This is a genomic window from Brevundimonas sp., assembly GCF_016463295.1.
Lineage (GTDB): Bacteria > Pseudomonadota > Alphaproteobacteria > Caulobacterales > Caulobacteraceae > Brevundimonas.
In genome coordinates this window covers 68,171-85,492 of the sequence record NZ_JAEMRO010000001.1, presented here as the reverse complement: position 1 = coordinate 85,492, position 17,322 = coordinate 68,171, and the positions used below count along the sequence as shown (strand labels likewise).

21 protein-coding genes are annotated in these 17,322 nt (G+C 65.0%); 19 read left to right on the top strand and 2 right to left on the bottom strand.

The features are described 5' to 3' along the window. Positions 1-143: 143 nt before the first annotated feature. The 3 genes from JHC81_RS00450 (at position 144) to wrbA (ending at position 2,171) form a co-directional block, all read left to right on the top strand. Positions 144-1,034 (top strand): D-alanyl-D-alanine carboxypeptidase family protein, encoded by an 891-nt coding sequence (locus JHC81_RS00450; protein ID WP_292169387.1) that lies wholly within the window; start codon positions 144-146, stop codon positions 1,032-1,034. 29 nt (positions 1,035-1,063) lie between these two features. Next, entirely contained in the window at positions 1,064-1,495 is a 432-nt protein-coding gene (locus tag JHC81_RS00445; protein ID WP_292169385.1) for a hypothetical protein, read from the top strand. Between the two features lie 73 nt (positions 1,496-1,568). Beyond that, a complete protein-coding gene (gene wrbA / locus JHC81_RS00440; RefSeq protein WP_292169383.1) occupies positions 1,569-2,171 on the top strand; it encodes an NAD(P)H:quinone oxidoreductase in 603 nt (200 codons plus the stop codon). A gap of 45 nt (positions 2,172-2,216) precedes the next feature. Here wrbA and JHC81_RS00435 read toward each other — a convergent pair whose 3' ends face one another. Further along, positions 2,217-2,621 (bottom strand): DoxX family protein, encoded by a 405-nt coding sequence (locus JHC81_RS00435; protein WP_292169381.1) that lies wholly within the window; start codon positions 2,619-2,621, stop codon positions 2,217-2,219. Positions 2,622-2,683: 62 nt separating this feature from the next. Continuing rightward, entirely contained in the window at positions 2,684-4,237 is a 1,554-nt protein-coding gene (locus JHC81_RS00430; RefSeq protein ID WP_292169379.1) for an AMP-binding protein, read from the bottom strand. 178 nt (positions 4,238-4,415) lie between these two features. Here JHC81_RS00430 and lipA point away from each other — a divergent pair, with 178 nt between their 5' ends. The 16 genes from lipA (at position 4,416) to lpdA (ending at position 17,211) form a co-directional block, all read left to right on the top strand. Next, complete coding sequence (gene lipA, locus JHC81_RS00425; RefSeq protein WP_292169377.1) at positions 4,416-5,378, top strand: lipoyl synthase; 963 nt, start codon at positions 4,416-4,418, stop codon at positions 5,376-5,378. Beyond that, entirely contained in the window at positions 5,375-5,686 is a 312-nt protein-coding gene (locus JHC81_RS00420) for a hypothetical protein (protein ID WP_292169375.1), read from the top strand. The genes lipA and JHC81_RS00420 overlap by 4 nt, the downstream gene beginning before the upstream one ends. A 1-nt stretch (position 5,687) precedes the next feature. Further along, complete coding sequence (locus JHC81_RS00415) at positions 5,688-6,143, top strand: type II toxin-antitoxin system RatA family toxin (protein WP_292169373.1); 456 nt, start codon at positions 5,688-5,690, stop codon at positions 6,141-6,143. Next, positions 6,140-7,249 carry an NAD(P)/FAD-dependent oxidoreductase gene (locus tag JHC81_RS00410; RefSeq protein ID WP_292169372.1) on the top strand — a complete coding sequence of 370 codons (1,110 nt, stop codon included), beginning with the start codon at positions 6,140-6,142 and terminating at the stop codon, positions 7,247-7,249. The genes JHC81_RS00415 and JHC81_RS00410 overlap by 4 nt, the downstream gene beginning before the upstream one ends. Further along, entirely contained in the window at positions 7,242-7,781 is a 540-nt protein-coding gene (locus JHC81_RS00405) for a GNAT family N-acetyltransferase (protein WP_292169369.1), read from the top strand. The genes JHC81_RS00410 and JHC81_RS00405 overlap by 8 nt, the downstream gene beginning before the upstream one ends. Positions 7,782-7,812: 31 nt before the next feature. Then, a complete protein-coding gene (locus JHC81_RS00400; RefSeq protein ID WP_292169368.1) occupies positions 7,813-8,328 on the top strand; it encodes a GNAT family N-acetyltransferase in 516 nt (171 codons plus the stop codon). A gap of 108 nt (positions 8,329-8,436) precedes the next feature. Next, on the top strand, positions 8,437-8,619 hold the full coding sequence (gene rpmF, locus JHC81_RS00395) for a 50S ribosomal protein L32 (protein WP_029416334.1): 183 nt from the start codon (positions 8,437-8,439) through the stop codon (positions 8,617-8,619). A gap of 122 nt (positions 8,620-8,741) precedes the next feature. After that, on the top strand, positions 8,742-9,356 hold the full coding sequence (locus JHC81_RS00390) for a hypothetical protein (RefSeq protein WP_292169366.1): 615 nt from the start codon (positions 8,742-8,744) through the stop codon (positions 9,354-9,356). Between the two features lie 79 nt (positions 9,357-9,435). Next, positions 9,436-10,716 carry a phosphopyruvate hydratase gene (gene eno / locus JHC81_RS00385; RefSeq protein ID WP_292169364.1) on the top strand — a complete coding sequence of 427 codons (1,281 nt, stop codon included), beginning with the start codon at positions 9,436-9,438 and terminating at the stop codon, positions 10,714-10,716. A gap of 88 nt (positions 10,717-10,804) precedes the next feature. Beyond that, positions 10,805-11,146 carry a septum formation initiator family protein gene (locus JHC81_RS00380; RefSeq protein ID WP_292169362.1) on the top strand — a complete coding sequence of 114 codons (342 nt, stop codon included), beginning with the start codon at positions 10,805-10,807 and terminating at the stop codon, positions 11,144-11,146. 124 nt (positions 11,147-11,270) lie between these two features. Further along, the gene (gene pdhA, locus JHC81_RS00375) at positions 11,271-12,296 is read left to right on the top strand and encodes a pyruvate dehydrogenase (acetyl-transferring) E1 component subunit alpha (RefSeq protein WP_292169360.1); all 1,026 of its coding nucleotides are present in this window, start codon (positions 11,271-11,273) and stop codon (positions 12,294-12,296) included. Continuing rightward, on the top strand, positions 12,293-13,681 hold the full coding sequence (locus JHC81_RS00370) for a pyruvate dehydrogenase complex E1 component subunit beta (RefSeq protein WP_292169359.1): 1,389 nt from the start codon (positions 12,293-12,295) through the stop codon (positions 13,679-13,681). The genes pdhA and JHC81_RS00370 overlap by 4 nt, the downstream gene beginning before the upstream one ends. Continuing rightward, positions 13,678-13,992, top strand: coding sequence for a DUF5076 domain-containing protein (locus JHC81_RS00365; RefSeq protein ID WP_292169357.1), 315 nt, complete (start codon positions 13,678-13,680; stop codon positions 13,990-13,992). Before JHC81_RS00370 ends, JHC81_RS00365 begins: the two co-directional genes overlap by 4 nt. Next, entirely contained in the window at positions 13,989-15,311 is a 1,323-nt protein-coding gene (locus JHC81_RS00360; protein ID WP_292169355.1) for a pyruvate dehydrogenase complex dihydrolipoamide acetyltransferase, read from the top strand. Before JHC81_RS00365 ends, JHC81_RS00360 begins: the two co-directional genes overlap by 4 nt. A gap of 11 nt (positions 15,312-15,322) precedes the next feature. Next, positions 15,323-15,802 (top strand): glutathione peroxidase, encoded by a 480-nt coding sequence (locus JHC81_RS00355; RefSeq protein WP_292169354.1) that lies wholly within the window; start codon positions 15,323-15,325, stop codon positions 15,800-15,802. Positions 15,803-15,804: 2 nt separating this feature from the next. Continuing rightward, positions 15,805-17,211: a dihydrolipoyl dehydrogenase gene (gene lpdA, locus JHC81_RS00350; RefSeq protein ID WP_292169352.1), complete on the top strand. Its 1,407-nt coding sequence runs from the start codon at positions 15,805-15,807 to the stop codon at positions 17,209-17,211. Positions 17,212-17,322: the final 111 nt, after the last annotated feature.

Here is a 17,322-nt window from a genome sequence, read left to right as displayed (position 1 = left end):
GTCCATCTGGAAAGCCGGTGAATCGGCCTGTCGCACCATGCCGTCTTTGCGGGCAGGGCGCGAGACGGGCGGTGACGCTTTCGTCATCGGCAGCGCGGAAATGGCCTTGCCGCCGCCACAGGCCTAGGGTCAGCATGCCTGCCATGTGGACTCGCCTCGTGCCCGGCCTGCTGGCCGCCCTGTGTCTGATCTTTGCGGCCCAGCCGGTCGCGGCCCAGACCCGCGATCAGCTGCGCGATCTGGCCGAGGCCTGCGAGGCGACCTCTCCGGACTGGGACGGCGCGGCCTTCGCCAACTTCATCTCGGTCAACTCGCTGGAATGGACGCCTTTCAACCAGATGGAGTGGGGCTGGCAGACCTATGTGCCCCTGATCCAGCAGGAGATCGGTACCCGTTGCGACGTCGGCACGGTCCGCTTCGCCCAGGCCCTGGCGCAGTTCCAGTCGCAGCGGGGACTCATCGCCAACGGCATCTTCGACGACGCGGCCTTTCAGGTCTTCAAGGGCCTCTGGCAGGAGCGCCGCCCCTTCATCATGGCGCGGGTGAGGGGAGAGCCTTGCCCGGCTCCGCCGCCCCTGTCCGATCTGGGCTATCTGGTCGAGGAAGAGGAACATGCCGACCGCCTGACCCGCCTGCTGCGCCGCGACGTGCTGGTCGCCTATCGCCGGATGGTCCAGGCCGCCCGGCGCGAGGTGCCCGAGGTCGCGGCCAATCCCGAACTGCTGCAGATCTTCTCCGGCTTCCGCGACCCCGAAGCCGACGCCGCCCGCTGCGCGGCCCAGGGCAATTGCGACGGCCTGAGGCGCGCGGTCTGTTCCGCCCATCGCACAGGCACCGCCGTTGACCTCTATGTCGGCCAAGCCCCCGGTCTGGGTGTCGACAACACCAGCCCGGCCAGCCGTGCGGCCATGAGCCAGACCCAGACCTACATGTGGCTGGTCCGCAATGCCCGGCGCTTCGGCTTCGTGCCTTACGCCTTCGAGCCCTGGCACTGGGAATGGATCGGCCCCACCGGCGAGAGCGGCGCGCCGTGATACGGTGCCTGACCCCGGGGGAGCGGAGGTTGGCGCGAGAGGCGCTGGGTGACGCGGTTCGGCTCGACACGGTCCGGTTCTTCCCCACCCCGTGGCCTTTCGACCGCGCCTTCGTGCCCGGTCGATGGTTTGGCCGCGACTGGATCGCCTGGCCGGCGCGGCAACTGCCCCGGGACTTTGCTACAGCCCCCCTGAGACTTCAGGGCGTACTGGTCCATGAACTCGTCCACGTCTGGCAGGCCCAGACCGGGGTCAACCTGCTGACAGCCAAGCTGAGGGCGGGGGACCGTGCGGACTCGTATCGATACGCAGTCGGTAACGACTGCCGCTGGGATGCCTTGAACATCGAACAGCAGGCCATGGTCGTCGAGCATCGCTTTCGGCTATTGCGCGGGGAACGGACGCCGGCGGATTTGGCATTCTATCAGCGCGTCTGCCCGTTGCCGCACGGCGTGGCTTGAAATCCAGAAGGGCAGGGTTATATCCGCTACCGATGCGGTTGCGGATTGGCGCGCCGTCCAAGCGGAGAGCGAAATGCCCAAGGTTCTGGTCCTTTATCATTCCACCTATGGCCATCTGGAAACCATGGCCGAAGCGGTCGCCGAGGGCGCACGCTCGGTTGAAGGGGCCACGGTCGACATCAAGCGCGTTGCCGAGACCGTGCCGGACGAATTGGCCAAATCGAGCGGCTACAAGCTGGATCAATCGGCGCCCATCGCCAAGGTCGAGGATCTGGCCGATTACGACGCCATCATCGTCGGGGCCGGCACGCGCTTCGGCACCGTCGCCTCGCAGATGCGCAACTTCTGGGATCAGTCCGGAGGCCTGTGGTTCCAGGGCAAGCTGGTGGGCAAGGTCGGCGGTGTCTTCACCGCCACGGCGACCCAGCACGGCGGCCAGGAAACCACTCTGATCGGCATGATCCAGACCCTGATGCACCACGGCATTCTGGTGGCCGGTCTGCCCTATTCCTTCCAGGGCCAGATGCGGAACGACGAGATCACGGGCGGCTCGCCCTATGGGGCCACGACCATCACCAATGGCGACGGCTCGCGCATGCCCAGTGAGAACGAACTGGACGGCGCCCGCTACCAGGGCCGCCACATCGCCGAGGTGGCCAAGAAGCTGTTCGGCTAAAGACGCCGCATGCCGCCGCCAGGCGAACTGGCGGCGGCTATCCGGTCAGCGGCGACGCTTGCCACGCAGATTGTCGATCGCCCATTCGCCCGGCCCGGCGAAGATCAGATAGAAGAAGACAAAGCAGTACAGCGCCGCCAATTCGCCCTGATTGACGATGGGATAGGGGCTCTGGGGCGCATGCACCATCCAGTAGGCCACGGCCATGAAGCCGGACAGGATGAAGGCCGTGCCGCGCGTGAACAGGCCCAGGATGATCAGGATGCCCCCGACCAGCTCGATCGGTCCCGACCACCCGGCCAGGGTCGACAGGTCGATGCCGCCGCCCTGACCGCCGGGCGGGAAGTGCAGGATTTTCTGCGTCCCGTGCTGCAGCAGCAGCAGACCCGCGACGATACGGAAGACACTGAGCACGCGCGGTGCCCAGGATGTCAGACTGGTCGTGTTCATGAGAGGCGTCCCTGTTGATCAGGGAACACTAGCCGCAGACCCGGACTTGGCAAGGCGAAGCTTCAGGCGGCTTTGTCCAATTCCACCAGTTTCTGGATGGCGACATAGTCGGTCTTGCCGGTACCCAGCACAGGGACCTCGGCGACACGCATGATCTTCTTGGGGACGGCCAGTTCAGGGGCCCCATGTTCCCGGGCCCATTCGGTCAGGCGCGCGACCTCGGCATCCATCCGGTCGGTCATCAGAACCAGCTTTTCGCCCTTGCGGCTGTCCGGGATCGACACGACCGCATGCCGGTTTTCAGGCCAGACGGCCGAGGCCAGACCTTCGACGGCCGTCAGGGACACCATCTCCCCGCCGATCTTGGCGAACCGCTTCACCCGACCCAGGATGGCGATATAGCCTTCGTCATCCAGGGAGACGATGTCGCCCGTGTCATGCCAGCCCCCGTCCAGAGGCTCGATCACCTTTGGATCGCTGGCCGACAGATAGCCGCTCATGACATTGGGGCCCTGCAGATACAGCCGCCCGCCCTCGGTGATGCCGGGCACGTCGTCCAGGCGCCAGTTCATGCCCGGCAAGATCTGGCCCACGGTGCCAGGCCGGTTGCGGTCTGGATGGTTGACGGCGGCGACCGGCGAGGTCTCCGTCGCGCCATAGCCTTCCAGCAACTTCAGACCGTGAAAGCGGGTGTTGAACAGATGATGCGTCTCGTCGCGCACGCGCTCGGCCCCCGCGACCACGAACTTCAGGCTGGAGAAATCGTCCGGCCCTGCCACCCGCGCATACTGGTTCAGGAAGGTGTCCGTGGCGAACAGGATCGAAGCCTTCACCTGTGGCAGCAGTTCGACGATCTGCTTGGCGTGCAGGGGCGACGGATACTGAAACGCCTTCAATCCCTGGAACAGCGGCAGCAGCACACCGCCGGTCAGGCCGAAACAGTGAAAGGTCGGCAGGGGGTTGAACATCACCCAGTCCGGGTCCAGCGGAATATGCTGGTTCACCTGGCGGCAGTTGGCGACCAGGTTCCACTGGCTCAGCACCACGCCCTTGGGCGCTCCGAAACTGCCGGAGGTGAACAGCACCACGCCCGGTGACGAGGGCGCGGTCTTGACCAGAAAGCGGCGCGGCATCAGCCCGGCCATCAGGCCGAAGAGCTTGTCCTGCAGCCCGATGGATTTGCGGACGTCGTCCAGCCAGACGATCTCGGCCACCGTGGCCAGGTCCGCGACCAGGTCGTCCAGCTTGGCCTGATCGATGAAGCGTTTGGCGGTCAGGATCTTCCTGACGCCCGCGGCCTTCAGCGCCGCCTTCAGGTTCAGTTCGCCTGCCGTGAAGTTCAGCATGACCGGCTGGCGGCCGTAGGCGTGCAGGCCGAAGAAGGTGACCGCGCCGCCCACGCTGGAGGGCAGCATGATGGCCACTCGCTCGGACGGTGCCGTCATGGCGGCGATCTTGCGGCCCAGCACGAAGGCGGCGCGGATCAGGCCGGTATAGGTCAGGGGATTGCGGTCCTGATCCTCCAGAATCTCCTTGTCGCCATAGGTCTCGCGGGCGGCGATCAGGGCATCGAACAGCGACTGCTGCTTGAGCTTGGGGTCCAGGGGTACGCGCAAGAACTCACCTCCGTGCGGATGCGGTTGGCCCGCAGCCTTCGTATCGAGCGGCGCAAACTAGAGGGGCGGGCCGCGCTTGAAAAGATATGTTACCTTGCGTGAGCGCCGCACTTGCCTTGCCTTCCGTGTCCGGAACGACGACATAGCGGTCTCGCCCAGCGACGGAGCCGCGACGCCCTTGGTCACCCTGATCGACACCCTCAGGAAAACGCCGTCCGAACTGCGTCACCCGGAAAAGCAGAACCGGCCGGAGACGGCCGTGCTGAAAAAGCCCGACTGGCTGCGGGTCAAGGCCCCCGGCTCGGGCCAGTACAATGCCACCAAGGCCATCGTTAAGGACAAGGGCCTCGTCACCGTCTGCGAGGAGGCGGCCTGTCCCAACATCGGCGAGTGCTGGAGCCAGAAGCACGCCACCCTGATGATCATGGGTGACACCTGCACGCGCGCCTGCGCCTTCTGCAACGTCAAGACGGGCCTGCCTGAGGCGCTCGATCCGGAAGAACCCGCCAAGGTCGGGCTGGCGGTGGCGCAACTCGGTCTGAACCACGTCGTCATCACCTCGGTGGACCGCGACGACGTCCACGACGGCGGTGCCGCTCACTTCGCCGAGGTGGTGCGCGAAATCCGACGACAGGCCCCGCAGACCACCATCGAAATCCTGACGCCCGATTTCCTGCGCAAGAACGGCGCGGCCGAGGTGATGATCGACGCGACCCCGGACGTCTTCAACCACAACCTGGAGACCGTGCCGCGGCTGTATCTGACGATCCGGCCCGGCGCCCGCTACTTCCACTCCCTGCGCCTGCTGCAGATGGTCAAGGAGCGCGACCCCAACCAGTTCACCAAGTCCGGCATCATGGTCGGCCTGGGCGAGACCAAGGAGGAGGTCATGCAGGTGATGGACGACATGCGCTCCGCCGGCGTCGACTTCATCACCATCGGCCAGTACCTCCAGCCCACCCGCAAACACGCCGCCATCGAGCGCTTCGTCACGCCCGAAGAGTTCAAGGCCTATGAGGCCATCGCCCGCGCCAAGGGCTTCCTGATGGTGTCGTCGAGCCCACTGACCCGCAGTTCGCACCATGCTGGCGACGATTTCGCGCGGTTGAAAGCGGCGCGTGAAAGCCAGAACCGTCGGTGATCAAAATAGAGGCTTGGCTAGGCGGGGTCTTTGAGAAGAACCAAGACCCGTTCTGGGCACCATTGTTTTCGTTGGGGCTTTTGATGACGGCCGCTAACATCATCGGCCCCCTCTGGTTGGCAGGACTCGTGGCGAGCAGTACGGTGGAAGATCCGCGTTTCGTGGTCTGGTGCATGGTGGTTTTCGCGGCGTCGATCGCCAGTCTGTTAGTGCGCCTCGCGGGGTATCAGCGGATGTCGGCCTTGATGATCAGTTTGCAGTTTCTTCCTGTTATCTGGCTGTTTCTCACATTGGCTTTGGCGTCCTGATTTGGCCGTCCACCGCGTCACCCGCATCCTGCCGTATACGCCCGAGCAGCTGGCCGCTCTGGTCGCCGATGTGCGCGCCTATCCCGACTTCGTGCCCTGGGTGAACAGCATGCGGGTCTGGAATCCCCGCGAGGAGGCACCTGGCGTCGGCTTGGTGGATGCCGAAGCAGCGGTCGGGTTCTCGTTTCTGCGGGAGCGGTTTTCGACCTGGGTCCGGCATGACCGCAATGCGAATGTGGTCGAGGTCGGGCTGATCCGCGGGCCGTTCAGGCATCTGAACAACCGCTGGAGCTTTCATGCCGATCCGGCGGGGACGCGGGTCGAGTTCATGATCGACTTCGCCTTCAAGACCCGGCTGCTGGACGCCATGCTGCACGCCAACTTCGACCGCGCGGTCGGGTCGCTGATGCGCTGTTTCGAGGCGCGGGCCGCCCAGCTTTATAGGCCAAGGCCGTGAGCTTCGACTTCGACGCCACAGTGGTCGGAGCCGGTGCCGTCGGCCTCGCTTGCGGGCGGGCTCTGGCGAAGCGGGGCCTGACGGTGCTGGTGCTGGAGAAGGAAGGCCACATCGGCCAGGGCGTGTCTTCGCGCAACAGCGAGGTCATCCACGGCGGGCTTTACTACCCTATCGGCACGCTTAAGGCGCGGTTCTGCGTCGAGGGCAGGCGGGCCCTCTATGCCTATCTGGACGGCCACAAGATCGACTATCGCAAATGCGGCAAGCTGGTCGTGGCGACCGAAGAGGCCGAGGTCGAGCGGATCGAGGCGATCTTTCAGCAGGCCACGGCCAATGGCGTCGAGGGCCTGCAGCATCTGACCGGGGCCCAGGCGCGGGCGTTGGAGCCGGGCCTGAATGCCCACGCCGCCATCCTGTCGCCCGAGAGCGGCCTGTTCGCCAGCCATGACTATATGCTGGCCCTGGTCGGTGAGATCGAGGATGCGGGCGGCTCGGTCGTCGTCAACACTCCGTTCGAGCGGGCGGAGGCGCTGCCCGATGGCGGCTTCGCGATCACCGCTGGAGGCGAGGCCGGGGCGACCCTGACGACGCGCCTGCTGGTCACCGCGCCGGGGTTGCAGGCGCAAGGCGTGGCCGCTCGGATCGACGGGTTTCCTGCCGACCGCATCCCTGAGGGCCATTTCGGCAAGGGCGTCTATTTCCGCCTGACCGGCAAGGCACCGTTCGAACGGCTGATCTATCCGCCGCCGATCCCCGGTGCGCTGGGCACCCACTACCGCAAGGACCTGGGCGGACAGGCGGTGTTCGGGCCGGATCTGGTCTATGTCGAGACCGAGGACTATTCGGTCGATCCCGCCAAGGCAGACGAGTTCGCGCATTACATCCGCCGCTTCTGGCCCGGCCTGGCCGAGGGCGCGCTGACGCCCGACTACGCCGGCATCCGGCCCAAGCTGCATGGGCCGGGCGAGCCGCAACCGGACTTTCAGCTGCGCGGACGAGATGACCACGGGCTGGAGGGGCTGGTCGCCCTGTTCGGTATAGAAAGCCCAGGCCTGACCAGTTCGCTGGCCATTGGCGAGGCCGTGGCGGACATGCTGCATGCCTGAGGTCTTCTTTCGCGAGGCGCAGGCGGCCGACGTGCCGTCGATCCAGCCGCTGGTTCATCACGCCTATCGCGGCGACCGCGCGCGTCAGGGCTGGAGCCACGAGGCCGATCTTCTGGACGCCGCGCGAATCGACGAAGCGGCCTTGCACGAGGCTGTCGCCGATCCCGCCCAGACCATCCTGCTGGCCGAGCGCGACGGCGAGTTGATCGGCTGCGTTCAGGTCACCGACAAGGGCAATGGTCTGGCCTATCTGGGGATGCTTACGGTTCAGGCCGATCTGCAGGATCAGGGCCTGGGGCGTCGGCTGATCGCGGAGGCCGAGACGCTTGCCCGCATACGTTATGCCGCGACACGCATGGAGATGACGGTCATCGTGCAGCGTGGCGAACTGATCGAATGGTATCAGCGGCGCGGCTACGTCCTGACCGGCGAGACCCGGCCCTTTCCGGCGACGGACCCGCGCTTCGGCATTCCCCGACGCAGCGATCTGGCCTTCGTCGTGCTGGTAAAGAGCCTGGCGTCGCAGCCTTGACCGTGACCCCCGGCGCAGGCAGTGCGCCTGCATGGAGATCACCACTCCCAGACTGACGCTAAGAACGGCTGAGCCCAGCGATCTGGAGGGTATTCATGCCGTACTGTCAGACGTTGCCGCCATGCGCTGGTGGGCCACGCCTCCGCACCAGACGCTGGAGGAAAGCGAAGCCTGGCTGACGGCCATGATCGCCAACGGTCCGGATCATCCCGACTTCATCATCGATTGCGCCGGAGAAGTCATCGGCAAGGTCGGCTTCTGGGCCCCGCCGGAGATCGGCTACATCCTGCATCCATCGCATTGGGGCAGGGGTCTCGCCAGTGAGGCTCTGACGGCTGCGATCAACCATCTGTTCGCCCATCATTCGTTCGATCAGATCACGGCCGATGTCGACCCGGCCAATGACGCATCGATCCGTTTGCTGGAGCGGATGGGCTTTACCAAGACAGGCAGTGCAGAGCGCACGATGCAGGTGGGCGACGTCTGGGTCGATAGTCTGTTCTATGGCCTGACGCGGTCGGCCTGGGATGCGCAACGCAAGGCTTGAACTCCCCGGCGTGTTCGGGCATAAGCCCGCCCTCGCTGGCGGCTCTTTCGGGCCGCCGCTGTTGTTTTCGCGCCTAGTCTGGCGCCGACCTGGAAGATTGAGACGGACATGGCTGTTCCGAAGCGCAAAGTATCGCCCTCGCGTCGCAACATGCGCCGCGCCCACGACGCCCTGGGTACCAACCCGTACACCGAGGACAAGGACACGGGCGAGCTGCGTCGTTCGCACCACATCGACCTGAAGACCGGCACCTATCGCGGCCGTCAGGTGCTGACGCCCAAGGAAGACTGAGGTCTTCGGCTGAAAGTTCCGCTGGCGAATCAGCGGAGCGACAGACGGATTTCACGGCGCGCGGTCATCCGCGCGCCGTTTTCGTGCTTTGATCTCCTCCTGAACCTTCAAGGAGATCGTCCATGATCCGCTCCATCCTGCTGACCGCCTCTGTCCTCGGCCTGGCCGCCTGCAATGCACCGGAGCCGGAGAAGGCCGCCACCGAGGCGGTGCCTCCGCCCGTGGCGACGCCGGACGCGCCTGCCGCTGTTGTAGATGCCAATGCCCTGACGCCCGCAGGCTGGGGCAATATCCGGATCGGCATGACCCGCGCCGAGCTCGAGACGGCCGTCGGGCCGGATGCTTCGCCCGAATCGGTCGGCGGAGCCGATCCCGCCGCCTGCGACCTGTTCCGCCCCGAGCAGGCCCCGACCGGCCTGATGGTCATGGTCGAGAATGGGATGGTCACCAGCGTCTGGCTGAGCCGGGGCGCGACGGTAAAGACCGATCGCGGCTTCGGCGTGGGCGATCAGGCCGCGGCGATCAAGACCGCCTATGGCGATGCGGCGTCGATCACGCCCCACAAATACAGTTCAGCCCCGGCGGAGTATATCACGGCCTGGGCCAGCGGCGGCGGTGCGGGCTATGTCCAAGACCCGGCGGCGCGCGGCATCAGCTATCACATCGGCCCCGAGGGCACGGTTCAGTACGTCGCTGCCGGCGGGCCCAGCATCCAGTACGTCGAAGGCTGCGCCTGACGCTTCAACCCTCGAGGTTGGCGTATCGCCGGGGCTTGCGCTAAACCCCGGCGACCTTCCTGACAGCAGAGCCTGACCCATGACCGACATCGCCGACATCGTCGCCCGCCAGATTCTTGACAGCCGCGGTAATCCGACAGTCGAGGTGGATGTCATTCTGGATGACGGCAGCTTCGGCCGCGCCGCCGTGCCTTCGGGGGCCTCGACCGGGGCGCATGAGGCCGTCGAACTGCGTGACGGCGACAAGTCGCTCTGGGGCGGCAAGGGCGTCGGCAAGGCGGTGGATGCCGTCAACGGCGAAATCTTCGACGCCCTGTCCGGCATGGACGCCGAGGATCAGCGCCGCATCGACGAGGCCCTGATCGCGCTGGATGGGACGAACAACAAGGGCCGGCTTGGGGCCAACGCCATCCTGGGTGTGTCCCTGGCCTGCGCCAAGGCCAGCGCGATCTCGTCGGGCCTGCCGCTGTATCGCTATCTGGGCGGGGTTTCGGCCCGTGTCCTGCCGACGCCGATGATGAACATCATCAACGGCGGAGCTCATGCCGACAATCCGATCGACATCCAGGAGTTCATGATCCTTCCGACCGGAGCCGACAGCTTTTCCGAGGCCCTGCGCATGGGCTCGGAAATCTTTCACGCCCTGAAGGCGCAGCTGAAGGACGCAGGTCACAATACCAATGTCGGCGATGAAGGCGGCTTCGCCCCCAACCTGGCCTCGGCCGAGGAGGCGCTGAGCTTCATCACCCGTGCCGGTCAGGCGGCGGGCTATCTGGCCGGCGAAGACTTCCATCTGGCGCTGGATGTGGCCGCGACGGAGTTCTTCAAGGACGGCAAATACGTCATGGCGGGCGAGGGCAAGACCTTCGAGGCCGACGCCATGGTCGGCTATCTGGCGGACCTGTGCCAGCGCTTCCCCATTGTTTCGATCGAGGACGGCTGTGCCGAGGACGACTTCGACGGCTGGAAGTTGCTGACCGACCGTCTGGGGGACCGCGTCCAGATCGTAGGCGACGACCTGTTCGTGACCAACCCGGCCCGTCTGGCCGCCGGCATCGGCGAAGGCCTGGCCAACTCCATCCTGGTCAAGGTCAACCAGATCGGCACGCTGTCCGAGACGCTGGACGCCGTCGATATGGCGCATCGTGCGGGCTATACTGCGGTCATGAGCCACCGCTCGGGCGAGACCGAGGATTCAACCATCGCCGACCTGGCCGTCGCCACGAACTGCGGACAGATCAAGACGGGGTCTCTGGCCCGCTCGGACCGCACGGCCAAGTACAACCAGCTCCTTCGCATCGAGGAAATGCTGGGCGACCAGGGCGTCTATTTCGGCGACGGCATGCTGTTGAACCGATAGGCAGAAGTTACGGCCAAGCTACGGTTCGTTAGGCATTTTCGGTCACACACGATCAACCGTGTGCCCACGCTCAGAAGGAGCGGCCCGAATGCCAGAGCGTATGAAGCCGTACCTGCCGTCCGCCGTCCTGTTGTTTCTGATCGCCTATCTGGGTGTTCAGGCCCTGACCGGGTCGCGCGGCCTGCTGAGTGGGCAGGAGCGGGACGCTCTGTTACGCCAGCGTCAGGCCCAACTGGCCGAGGTCATGGAACAGCGCCGTGACCTGGAGGTGCGGGTCCAGTATCTGCGCACCGACACTCTGTCCCGCGACCTTCTGGAAGAGCGGGCGAGGGCCGTTCTGGGCTTTGCGGACCCGCGCGACTATGTGATCCGCGTCTCCGCGCCACAGCCCGAAGCCACCGCCGCCAAGGCCGCCGTCACGCCCACTTGAACTATTGTTACAGCGTCGCCGGGCGTCTTTGCGTTACGGGAACGAAGGCTGCTAAAGCCCCTTAACGTAACGACAAGAGACCTCCACACCCACCGTGGGGCGGGGTCCAGCCGGGAGATATCGGATGGCGAAAGCCCCCGCGGCCAAGACTGCGCCGAAAAAGCTGCCCAATACGCCGACGGCCTCCAAGGAGGACCTGCTTCGGTTCTATCGCGAGATGGTTCTGATCCGTCGGTTCGAGGAGCGGGCAGGGCAGCTGTACGGCATGGGCCTGATCGGCGGCTTCTGCCACCTGTACATCGGTCAGGAAGCCGTGGCGGTGGGCGTTCAGGAGAGCGTCAAACAGGGCCACGACAAGATCATCACCGGCTATCGTGACCACGGCCACATGCTGGCCGCCGGCATGGACCCGAAAGAGGTCATGGCCGAGCTGACCGGCCGCATCGGCGGCTCGTCCAAGGGCAAGGGCGGCTCGATGCACATGTTCGACGTGCCGACCGGCTTCTATGGCGGACATGGCATCGTCGGCGCGCAGGTCGCGCTGGGCACCGGCCTGGCCTTTGCGGGCAAGTACCGCGGCGATGACTCGGTCGCCTTCATCTATTTCGGCGACGGCGCGGCCAACCAGGGCCAGGTCTATGAGAGCTTCAACATGGCGCAGCTGTGGAAGCTGCCGGCCATCTACATCATCGAGAATAACCAGTACGCCATGGGGACCAGCATCGAACGCTCGTCGTCCACGACACAGCTCAGCGAGCGCGGCGCCAGCTTCGGCATCCCGGGCGAACAGGTCGATGGCATGGATGTGCTGGCCGTGCGTGACGCGGTGGCCCGTGCGGTCAAGCGCGCGCGTGACGGCGGCGGCCCCTTCATCCTGGAAGTGAAGACCTATCGCTATCGCGGCCACTCCATGAGCGATCCGGCGAAGTACCGCACCAAGGAAGAGGTGGACGAGGTCAAGACGACCCGCGACCCGATCGACCACGTCAAGAAGCTGCTGGCCGACGCCAAGGCGACCGAGGACGAGATCAAGGCCATCGACGCCGAGATCAAGGCCATCGTCGCCGAGGCCGTCCAGTTCGCCCAGGAAAGCCCGGAACCGGATCCGAGCGAGCTGTATACCGACGTCTATTTGGAGGCTGCCCAGTGACCGACATTCTCATGCCGGCGCTGTCGCCCACGATGGAAGAGGGCACGCTGACCAAGTGGCACATTAAGGCAGGCGATACGGTCAAGGCCGGTGACGTCATCGCCGAAATCGAGACCGACAAGGCGACCATGGAGGTCGAGGCTGTCGACGAGGGCGAGGTTCTGGAAATCCTCGTCGCCGAAGGCTCCGAAAACGTGAAGGTCAATACGCCGATCGCACGCCTGGCTGGTGAGGACGGCGCAGCCGCCCCGGCCTCCAAGACCGCCGAGGATGCGGCAGCGGCTCAGGCGCCGGTCGCCAAGCCGGAGGCGGATGAGGCGAAGTCCGGCGACCCGGAGAAGGCACCGCCGCAGACGGCGACCCCCAAGGTCGAGCTGCGCGATCCGGAAATTCCGGAGGAAGCCAAGCTGGTCAAGACGACCGTGCGCGATGCCCTGCGCGACGCCATGGCCGAGGAAATGCGCCGCGACGACAAGGTCTTCCTGATCGGCGAGGAGGTCGCCCAGTACCAAGGGGCCTATAAGGTCAGCCGCGAACTGCTGCAGGAGTTCGGCGACCAGCGCGTCGTCGATACCCCCATCACCGAGCACGGCTTCGCCGGTCTGGGCGTCGGCGCGGCGATGGCGGGTCTGAAGCCGATCGTCGAGTTCATGACGTTCAACTTCGCCATGCAGGCTATCGACCACATCATCAACTCGGCGGCCAAGACGCTTTACATGTCAGGCGGCCAGATCAAGGCTCCTATCGTGTTCCGCGGCCCGAACGGTGCCGCCAGCCGCGTAGCGGCCCAGCACAGCCAGGATTATTCCAGCTGGTACGCCAATGTCCCCGGCCTGAAGGTCGTCGCTCCTTACGACGCCGCCGATGCCAAGGGCCTGTTGAAAGCTGCGATCCGCGATCCCAACCCCGTCGTCTTCCTGGAACACGAGATGATGTACGGGCTCGAGTTCGATGTGCCGGATGTCGAGGACTATGTCGTGCCGATCGGCAAGGCCAAGGTCCGCCGCGAAGGCAAGGACGTCACGATCACCGCCCATGCCCGCATGGTCGGCTTTGCCCTCCAGGCGGCCGAGAAGCTGGCGGAGGAGGGGATCGAGGCCGAGGTCGTCGACCTGCGCACCCTGCGACCCCTGGACCACGAAACCATCGTTGAGAGCGTCAAGAAGACCAGCCGCCTTGTCTCGGCCGAGGAAGGCTGGGGCCCCATGGGCGTCGGGGCTGAGGTCGTCGCCCGTGTCATCGAACACGCCTTCGACTATCTGGATGCGCCGCCGCTGCGGGTGCATCAGGAGGACGTTCCGCTGCCCTACGCCGCCAACCTTGAGGCTCTGTCTCTGCCGGGTACCGACAAGATCATCGCAGCGGTCAAGGCGGTGATGGCATGAGCGAGGCATCCGAGTTTTTGCTGACGACGCCTGAGAGCGTTGCCAATGATCCCGAGGCCATCGAGATCATTCGCATGTGGTGGTCGAAGAACGAGCCGGTCATGTCGGTGAAGCCCGCCTTCAGCGATCCGCTCAAGTTCGGCGAGATGCTGGCGATTGCGGCGCGACACATGGCCCATGGCTATGCCGTCCGTCACGGCCACAACGAGCGTGAAGCCTACAACCGGATCCTTCAGGGCATCACCGATGTGGTGAAGGCCGACAACGTCCAGACCGTCGCCGAACCCGTCGCCAAGGGATCCGTGCAATGACCGACATCCTGATGCCCGCCCTGTCGCCCACCATGGAAGAGGGCGTTCTGGCCAAATGGCACGTCAAGGTCGGCGACGTAGTCAGGGCCGGTGACGTTATCGCCGAGATCGAGACCGACAAGGCGACCATGGAGGTCGAAGCTGTCGACGAGGGCGAGATAACCGACATCCTGGTGGCCGAAGGCTCCGAGGGCGTGAAGGTCAATACGCCGATCGCGCGGCTGAAAGACGAGGGCGGTGAGGCCGCTCCGGCCCCTAAGGCTGCGCCCGCCAAGGAGAAGGCCGAGCCTGCCCCCGCCGGGCATGAGAGTGGCCAGGCCGTGGCGACTTCTGATGGCGTCAAGGCCGCTGAAGCCGTCTTACCTGCGGCGTCTGCGACGGCTCCAGCCCCTGCCAAGGCCGCAGACGGCGGACGTCTGTTCGCTTCGCCGCTGGCCCGCAGGATCGCGGCTCAGAACGGCATCGATCTGGCGTCGATCTCGGGTTCGGGTCCACACGGCCGCATAGTTCGTCGTGATGTGGAAGCGGCCGGCAAGGGCACGGCCAAGCCTGCTACCGCCGGCGCGGCCACGTCTTCCTCCGCTGAACCGCGCAAGGTCCAGTCGCTGGCCCAGATGGGTATTCCGGACGGCAGCTACGACCTGATCCCGCTGGACGGCATGCGTAAGGCCATTGCCCGGCGCATGGTCGACAGCATCCAGCAGGTGCCCCATTTCCCGCTGTTCATCGACGTCGAGATCGATGCGCTGCTGGCCGCGCGGGCCAAGGTCAATGCCATGCTGGAACCGCAGGGCATCAAGGTTTCGGTCAACGACTTCGTCATCAAGGCCGCCGCCATGGCCTTGAAGGCTGTGCCAGAAGCTAATGCCAGCTATTCGCCCGAAGGTATCGCCATGCACCACAACGCCGATGTGGCGATGGCGGTGGCGATCGACGGCGGCCTGATCACCCCCATCATCCGCAAGGCCGAAACCAAATCTCTGTCTCAGATCGCGACCGAGTCCAAGGACCTGGCCAAGCGCGCCCGTGACCGCAAGCTGAAGCCCGAGGAGTTCCAGGGCGGTACCTTCAGCGTCTCCAACCTGGGCATGTTCGGCATCAAATCGTTCAGCTCGATCATCAATGAGCCTCAGGGCGCGATCATGAGCGTGGGGGCAGGGGAGCAGCGTCCGGTCGTCAGGAATGGCCAGCTTGCTGTCGCCACCGTCATGACGGTCACCCTGACATGCGATCACCGCGTGGTGGATGGCGCGACGGGCGCGCGCTTCCTGCAGGCCTTCAAGCCGATGATCGAAGACCCCGTCACCATGCTGGCCTAGGGGAGCCGGTCATGACCTCGGTCTACGACTTCTCTGCGAAAGCCATCGACGGGACGGAGCGATCGCTGGAGGCGTTTCGCGGTCACGCCCTGCTGATCGTCAATACGGCGTCGAAGTGCGGCTTCACCGGCCAGTACAAGGGGCTGGAAGACCTTCACCGTCAGTTCGCGGACCAGCCGTTCGAGGTTCTGGGCTTCCCCTGCAACCAATTCGGTCGGCAGGAGCCCGGCATGGCCGACGAGATTGCCACCTTCTGTTCCACAAACTTCGACGTCTCGTTTCCCTTGTTCGACAAGGTCGAGGTCAATGGCCCCAACCGCCACCCGCTTTACGCCTGGCTGACCGAGCAGAAGAAGGGCTTCCTGGGCTCGAAGGCCATCAAGTGGAACTTCACGAAATTCCTGACCGACCGCGAGGGCAGGGTGGTCGCCCGCTATGCCCCGCAGACTGAACCCTCGGCCATCGCGGCCGACATCGAAAAGCTGATCTGATCATGGCTCAAGAGTTCGACCTCATCGTCATCGGTTCCGGCCCCGGCGGATATGTCGCCGCCATCCGCGCCAGCCAGCTGGGCCAGAAGGTCGCCATCGTCGAGCGCGAGAACCTGGGTGGCATCTGTCTGAACTGGGGCTGTATTCCCACCAAGGCGCTGCTCAAGTCGGGCGAAAAGTACGAGAGCCTGAGCCATCTGAAGGATTACGGCCTGTCGGCCGACAGGGTCGGCTTCGACTTCGACGCCATCATCGCCCGTTCGCGCGGCGTGGCCAAACAGCTGAACGCCGGCGTCAGCTTCCTGATGAAGAAGAACAAGATCGAGGTCATCGAAGGCTCCGCAAAGCTGGAGAAGGGGACATCGGCCCCCAAGGTCGTGATCGATCTGAAGGCCGGCGGCTCTCGCACGGTCGAGGCCAAGGCGGTCATGCTGGCCGTCGGGGCCCGGGCCAAGGCCATCCCGCAGATCGGGCTGGAAGCCGACGGCGACCGCATCTGGGCATATCGCGAGGCGATGGCTCCCAAGTCCATGCCCAAGTCGATCGTGGTCATCGGATCTGGAGCCATCGGCATCGAATTCGGCAGCTTTTACAGAGCCTTGGGTGCGGAAGTTACGGTAGTGGAAGCAGTTGACCGCATCATGCCCGTCGAGGACGAAGAGGTCTCCAAGGCCGCGCAGAAGTCCTTCGAGAAACGCGGCATGACGTTCCGCACCGGCTGCAAGGTCACCAAGGTCTCGAAGACAGGCAAGGGCGTGCAGGTCGCCATTGAGGCGGGCGGAAAGGCCGAAACGCTGGAGGCCGAGGTCTGCATCTCGGCCGTCGGCATCACGGCCAACACCGATGGCATCGGTCTGGAGGCGCTGGGCGTCAACATGGACCGCGGCCACATCACCATCGACGGCCACTGCCAGACCAATGTGAAGGGGCTGTACGCCATCGGTGACTGCGCCGGGGCACCCTGGCTCGCGCACAAGGCGTCGCACGAAGGCATCCACGCCGCCGAACACATCGCGGGCTTCAAATCTCCCAACGTCAACTCGCCCATTGCCGGCTGCACCTATGCCCAGCCTCAGGTCGCCTCCGTCGGCGTGACCGAGCAGGGCGCGCGGGAAGCCAAACGCGAGGTCAAGATTGGCCGCTTCCCGTTCAAGGTTAACGGCAAGGCGATCGCGTCAGGCGACACAGACGGCTTCGTCAAGACGATCTTCGACGCCAGGACAGGCGCACTGATCGGGGCCCACATGATCGGGGCCGAGGTCACGGAGATGATCCAAGGCTATGTCACGGCCATCGCCATGGAGGCGACCGAGGAGGACATCCACGGCATCGTCTATCCGCACCCGACGATGTCGGAAGCCATGCACGAGGCTGCGCTGGATGCCTATGGACGCGTGATCCACATCTAGGGCCGCGCCAGGTGATTGGCGAAGCACGACGAGCTCAGCGAGGCGTGTGAAACATCACTTCGCCACTGCTTACATTTATCGTCTAAGATATATTATGCGAAATGAGGGGTT

Coding starts and splice junctions, on each gene's coding strand:
- JHC81_RS00365 (WP_292169357.1), top strand. CDS start 13,678: ATGAGCGAGGCATCCGAGTTTTTGCTGACGACGCCTGAGAGCGTTGCC.
- eno (WP_292169364.1), top strand. CDS start 9,436: ATGACCGACATCGCCGACATCGTCGCCCGCCAGATTCTTGACAGCCGC.
- JHC81_RS00355 (WP_292169354.1), top strand. CDS start 15,323: ATGACCTCGGTCTACGACTTCTCTGCGAAAGCCATCGACGGGACGGAG.
- lpdA (WP_292169352.1), top strand. CDS start 15,805: ATGGCTCAAGAGTTCGACCTCATCGTCATCGGTTCCGGCCCCGGCGGA.
- JHC81_RS00390 (WP_292169366.1), top strand. CDS start 8,742: ATGATCCGCTCCATCCTGCTGACCGCCTCTGTCCTCGGCCTGGCCGCC.
- JHC81_RS00450 (WP_292169387.1), top strand. CDS start 144: ATGTGGACTCGCCTCGTGCCCGGCCTGCTGGCCGCCCTGTGTCTGATC.
- JHC81_RS00400 (WP_292169368.1), top strand. CDS start 7,813: ATGGAGATCACCACTCCCAGACTGACGCTAAGAACGGCTGAGCCCAGC.
- pdhA (WP_292169360.1), top strand. CDS start 11,271: ATGGCGAAAGCCCCCGCGGCCAAGACTGCGCCGAAAAAGCTGCCCAAT.
- JHC81_RS00360 (WP_292169355.1), top strand. CDS start 13,989: ATGACCGACATCCTGATGCCCGCCCTGTCGCCCACCATGGAAGAGGGC.
- JHC81_RS00380 (WP_292169362.1), top strand. CDS start 10,805: ATGCCAGAGCGTATGAAGCCGTACCTGCCGTCCGCCGTCCTGTTGTTT.
- JHC81_RS00405 (WP_292169369.1), top strand. CDS start 7,242: ATGCCTGAGGTCTTCTTTCGCGAGGCGCAGGCGGCCGACGTGCCGTCG.
- wrbA (WP_292169383.1), top strand. CDS start 1,569: ATGCCCAAGGTTCTGGTCCTTTATCATTCCACCTATGGCCATCTGGAA.
- JHC81_RS00435 (WP_292169381.1), bottom strand. CDS start 2,621: ATGAACACGACCAGTCTGACATCCTGGGCACCGCGCGTGCTCAGTGTC.
- rpmF (WP_029416334.1), top strand. CDS start 8,437: ATGGCTGTTCCGAAGCGCAAAGTATCGCCCTCGCGTCGCAACATGCGC.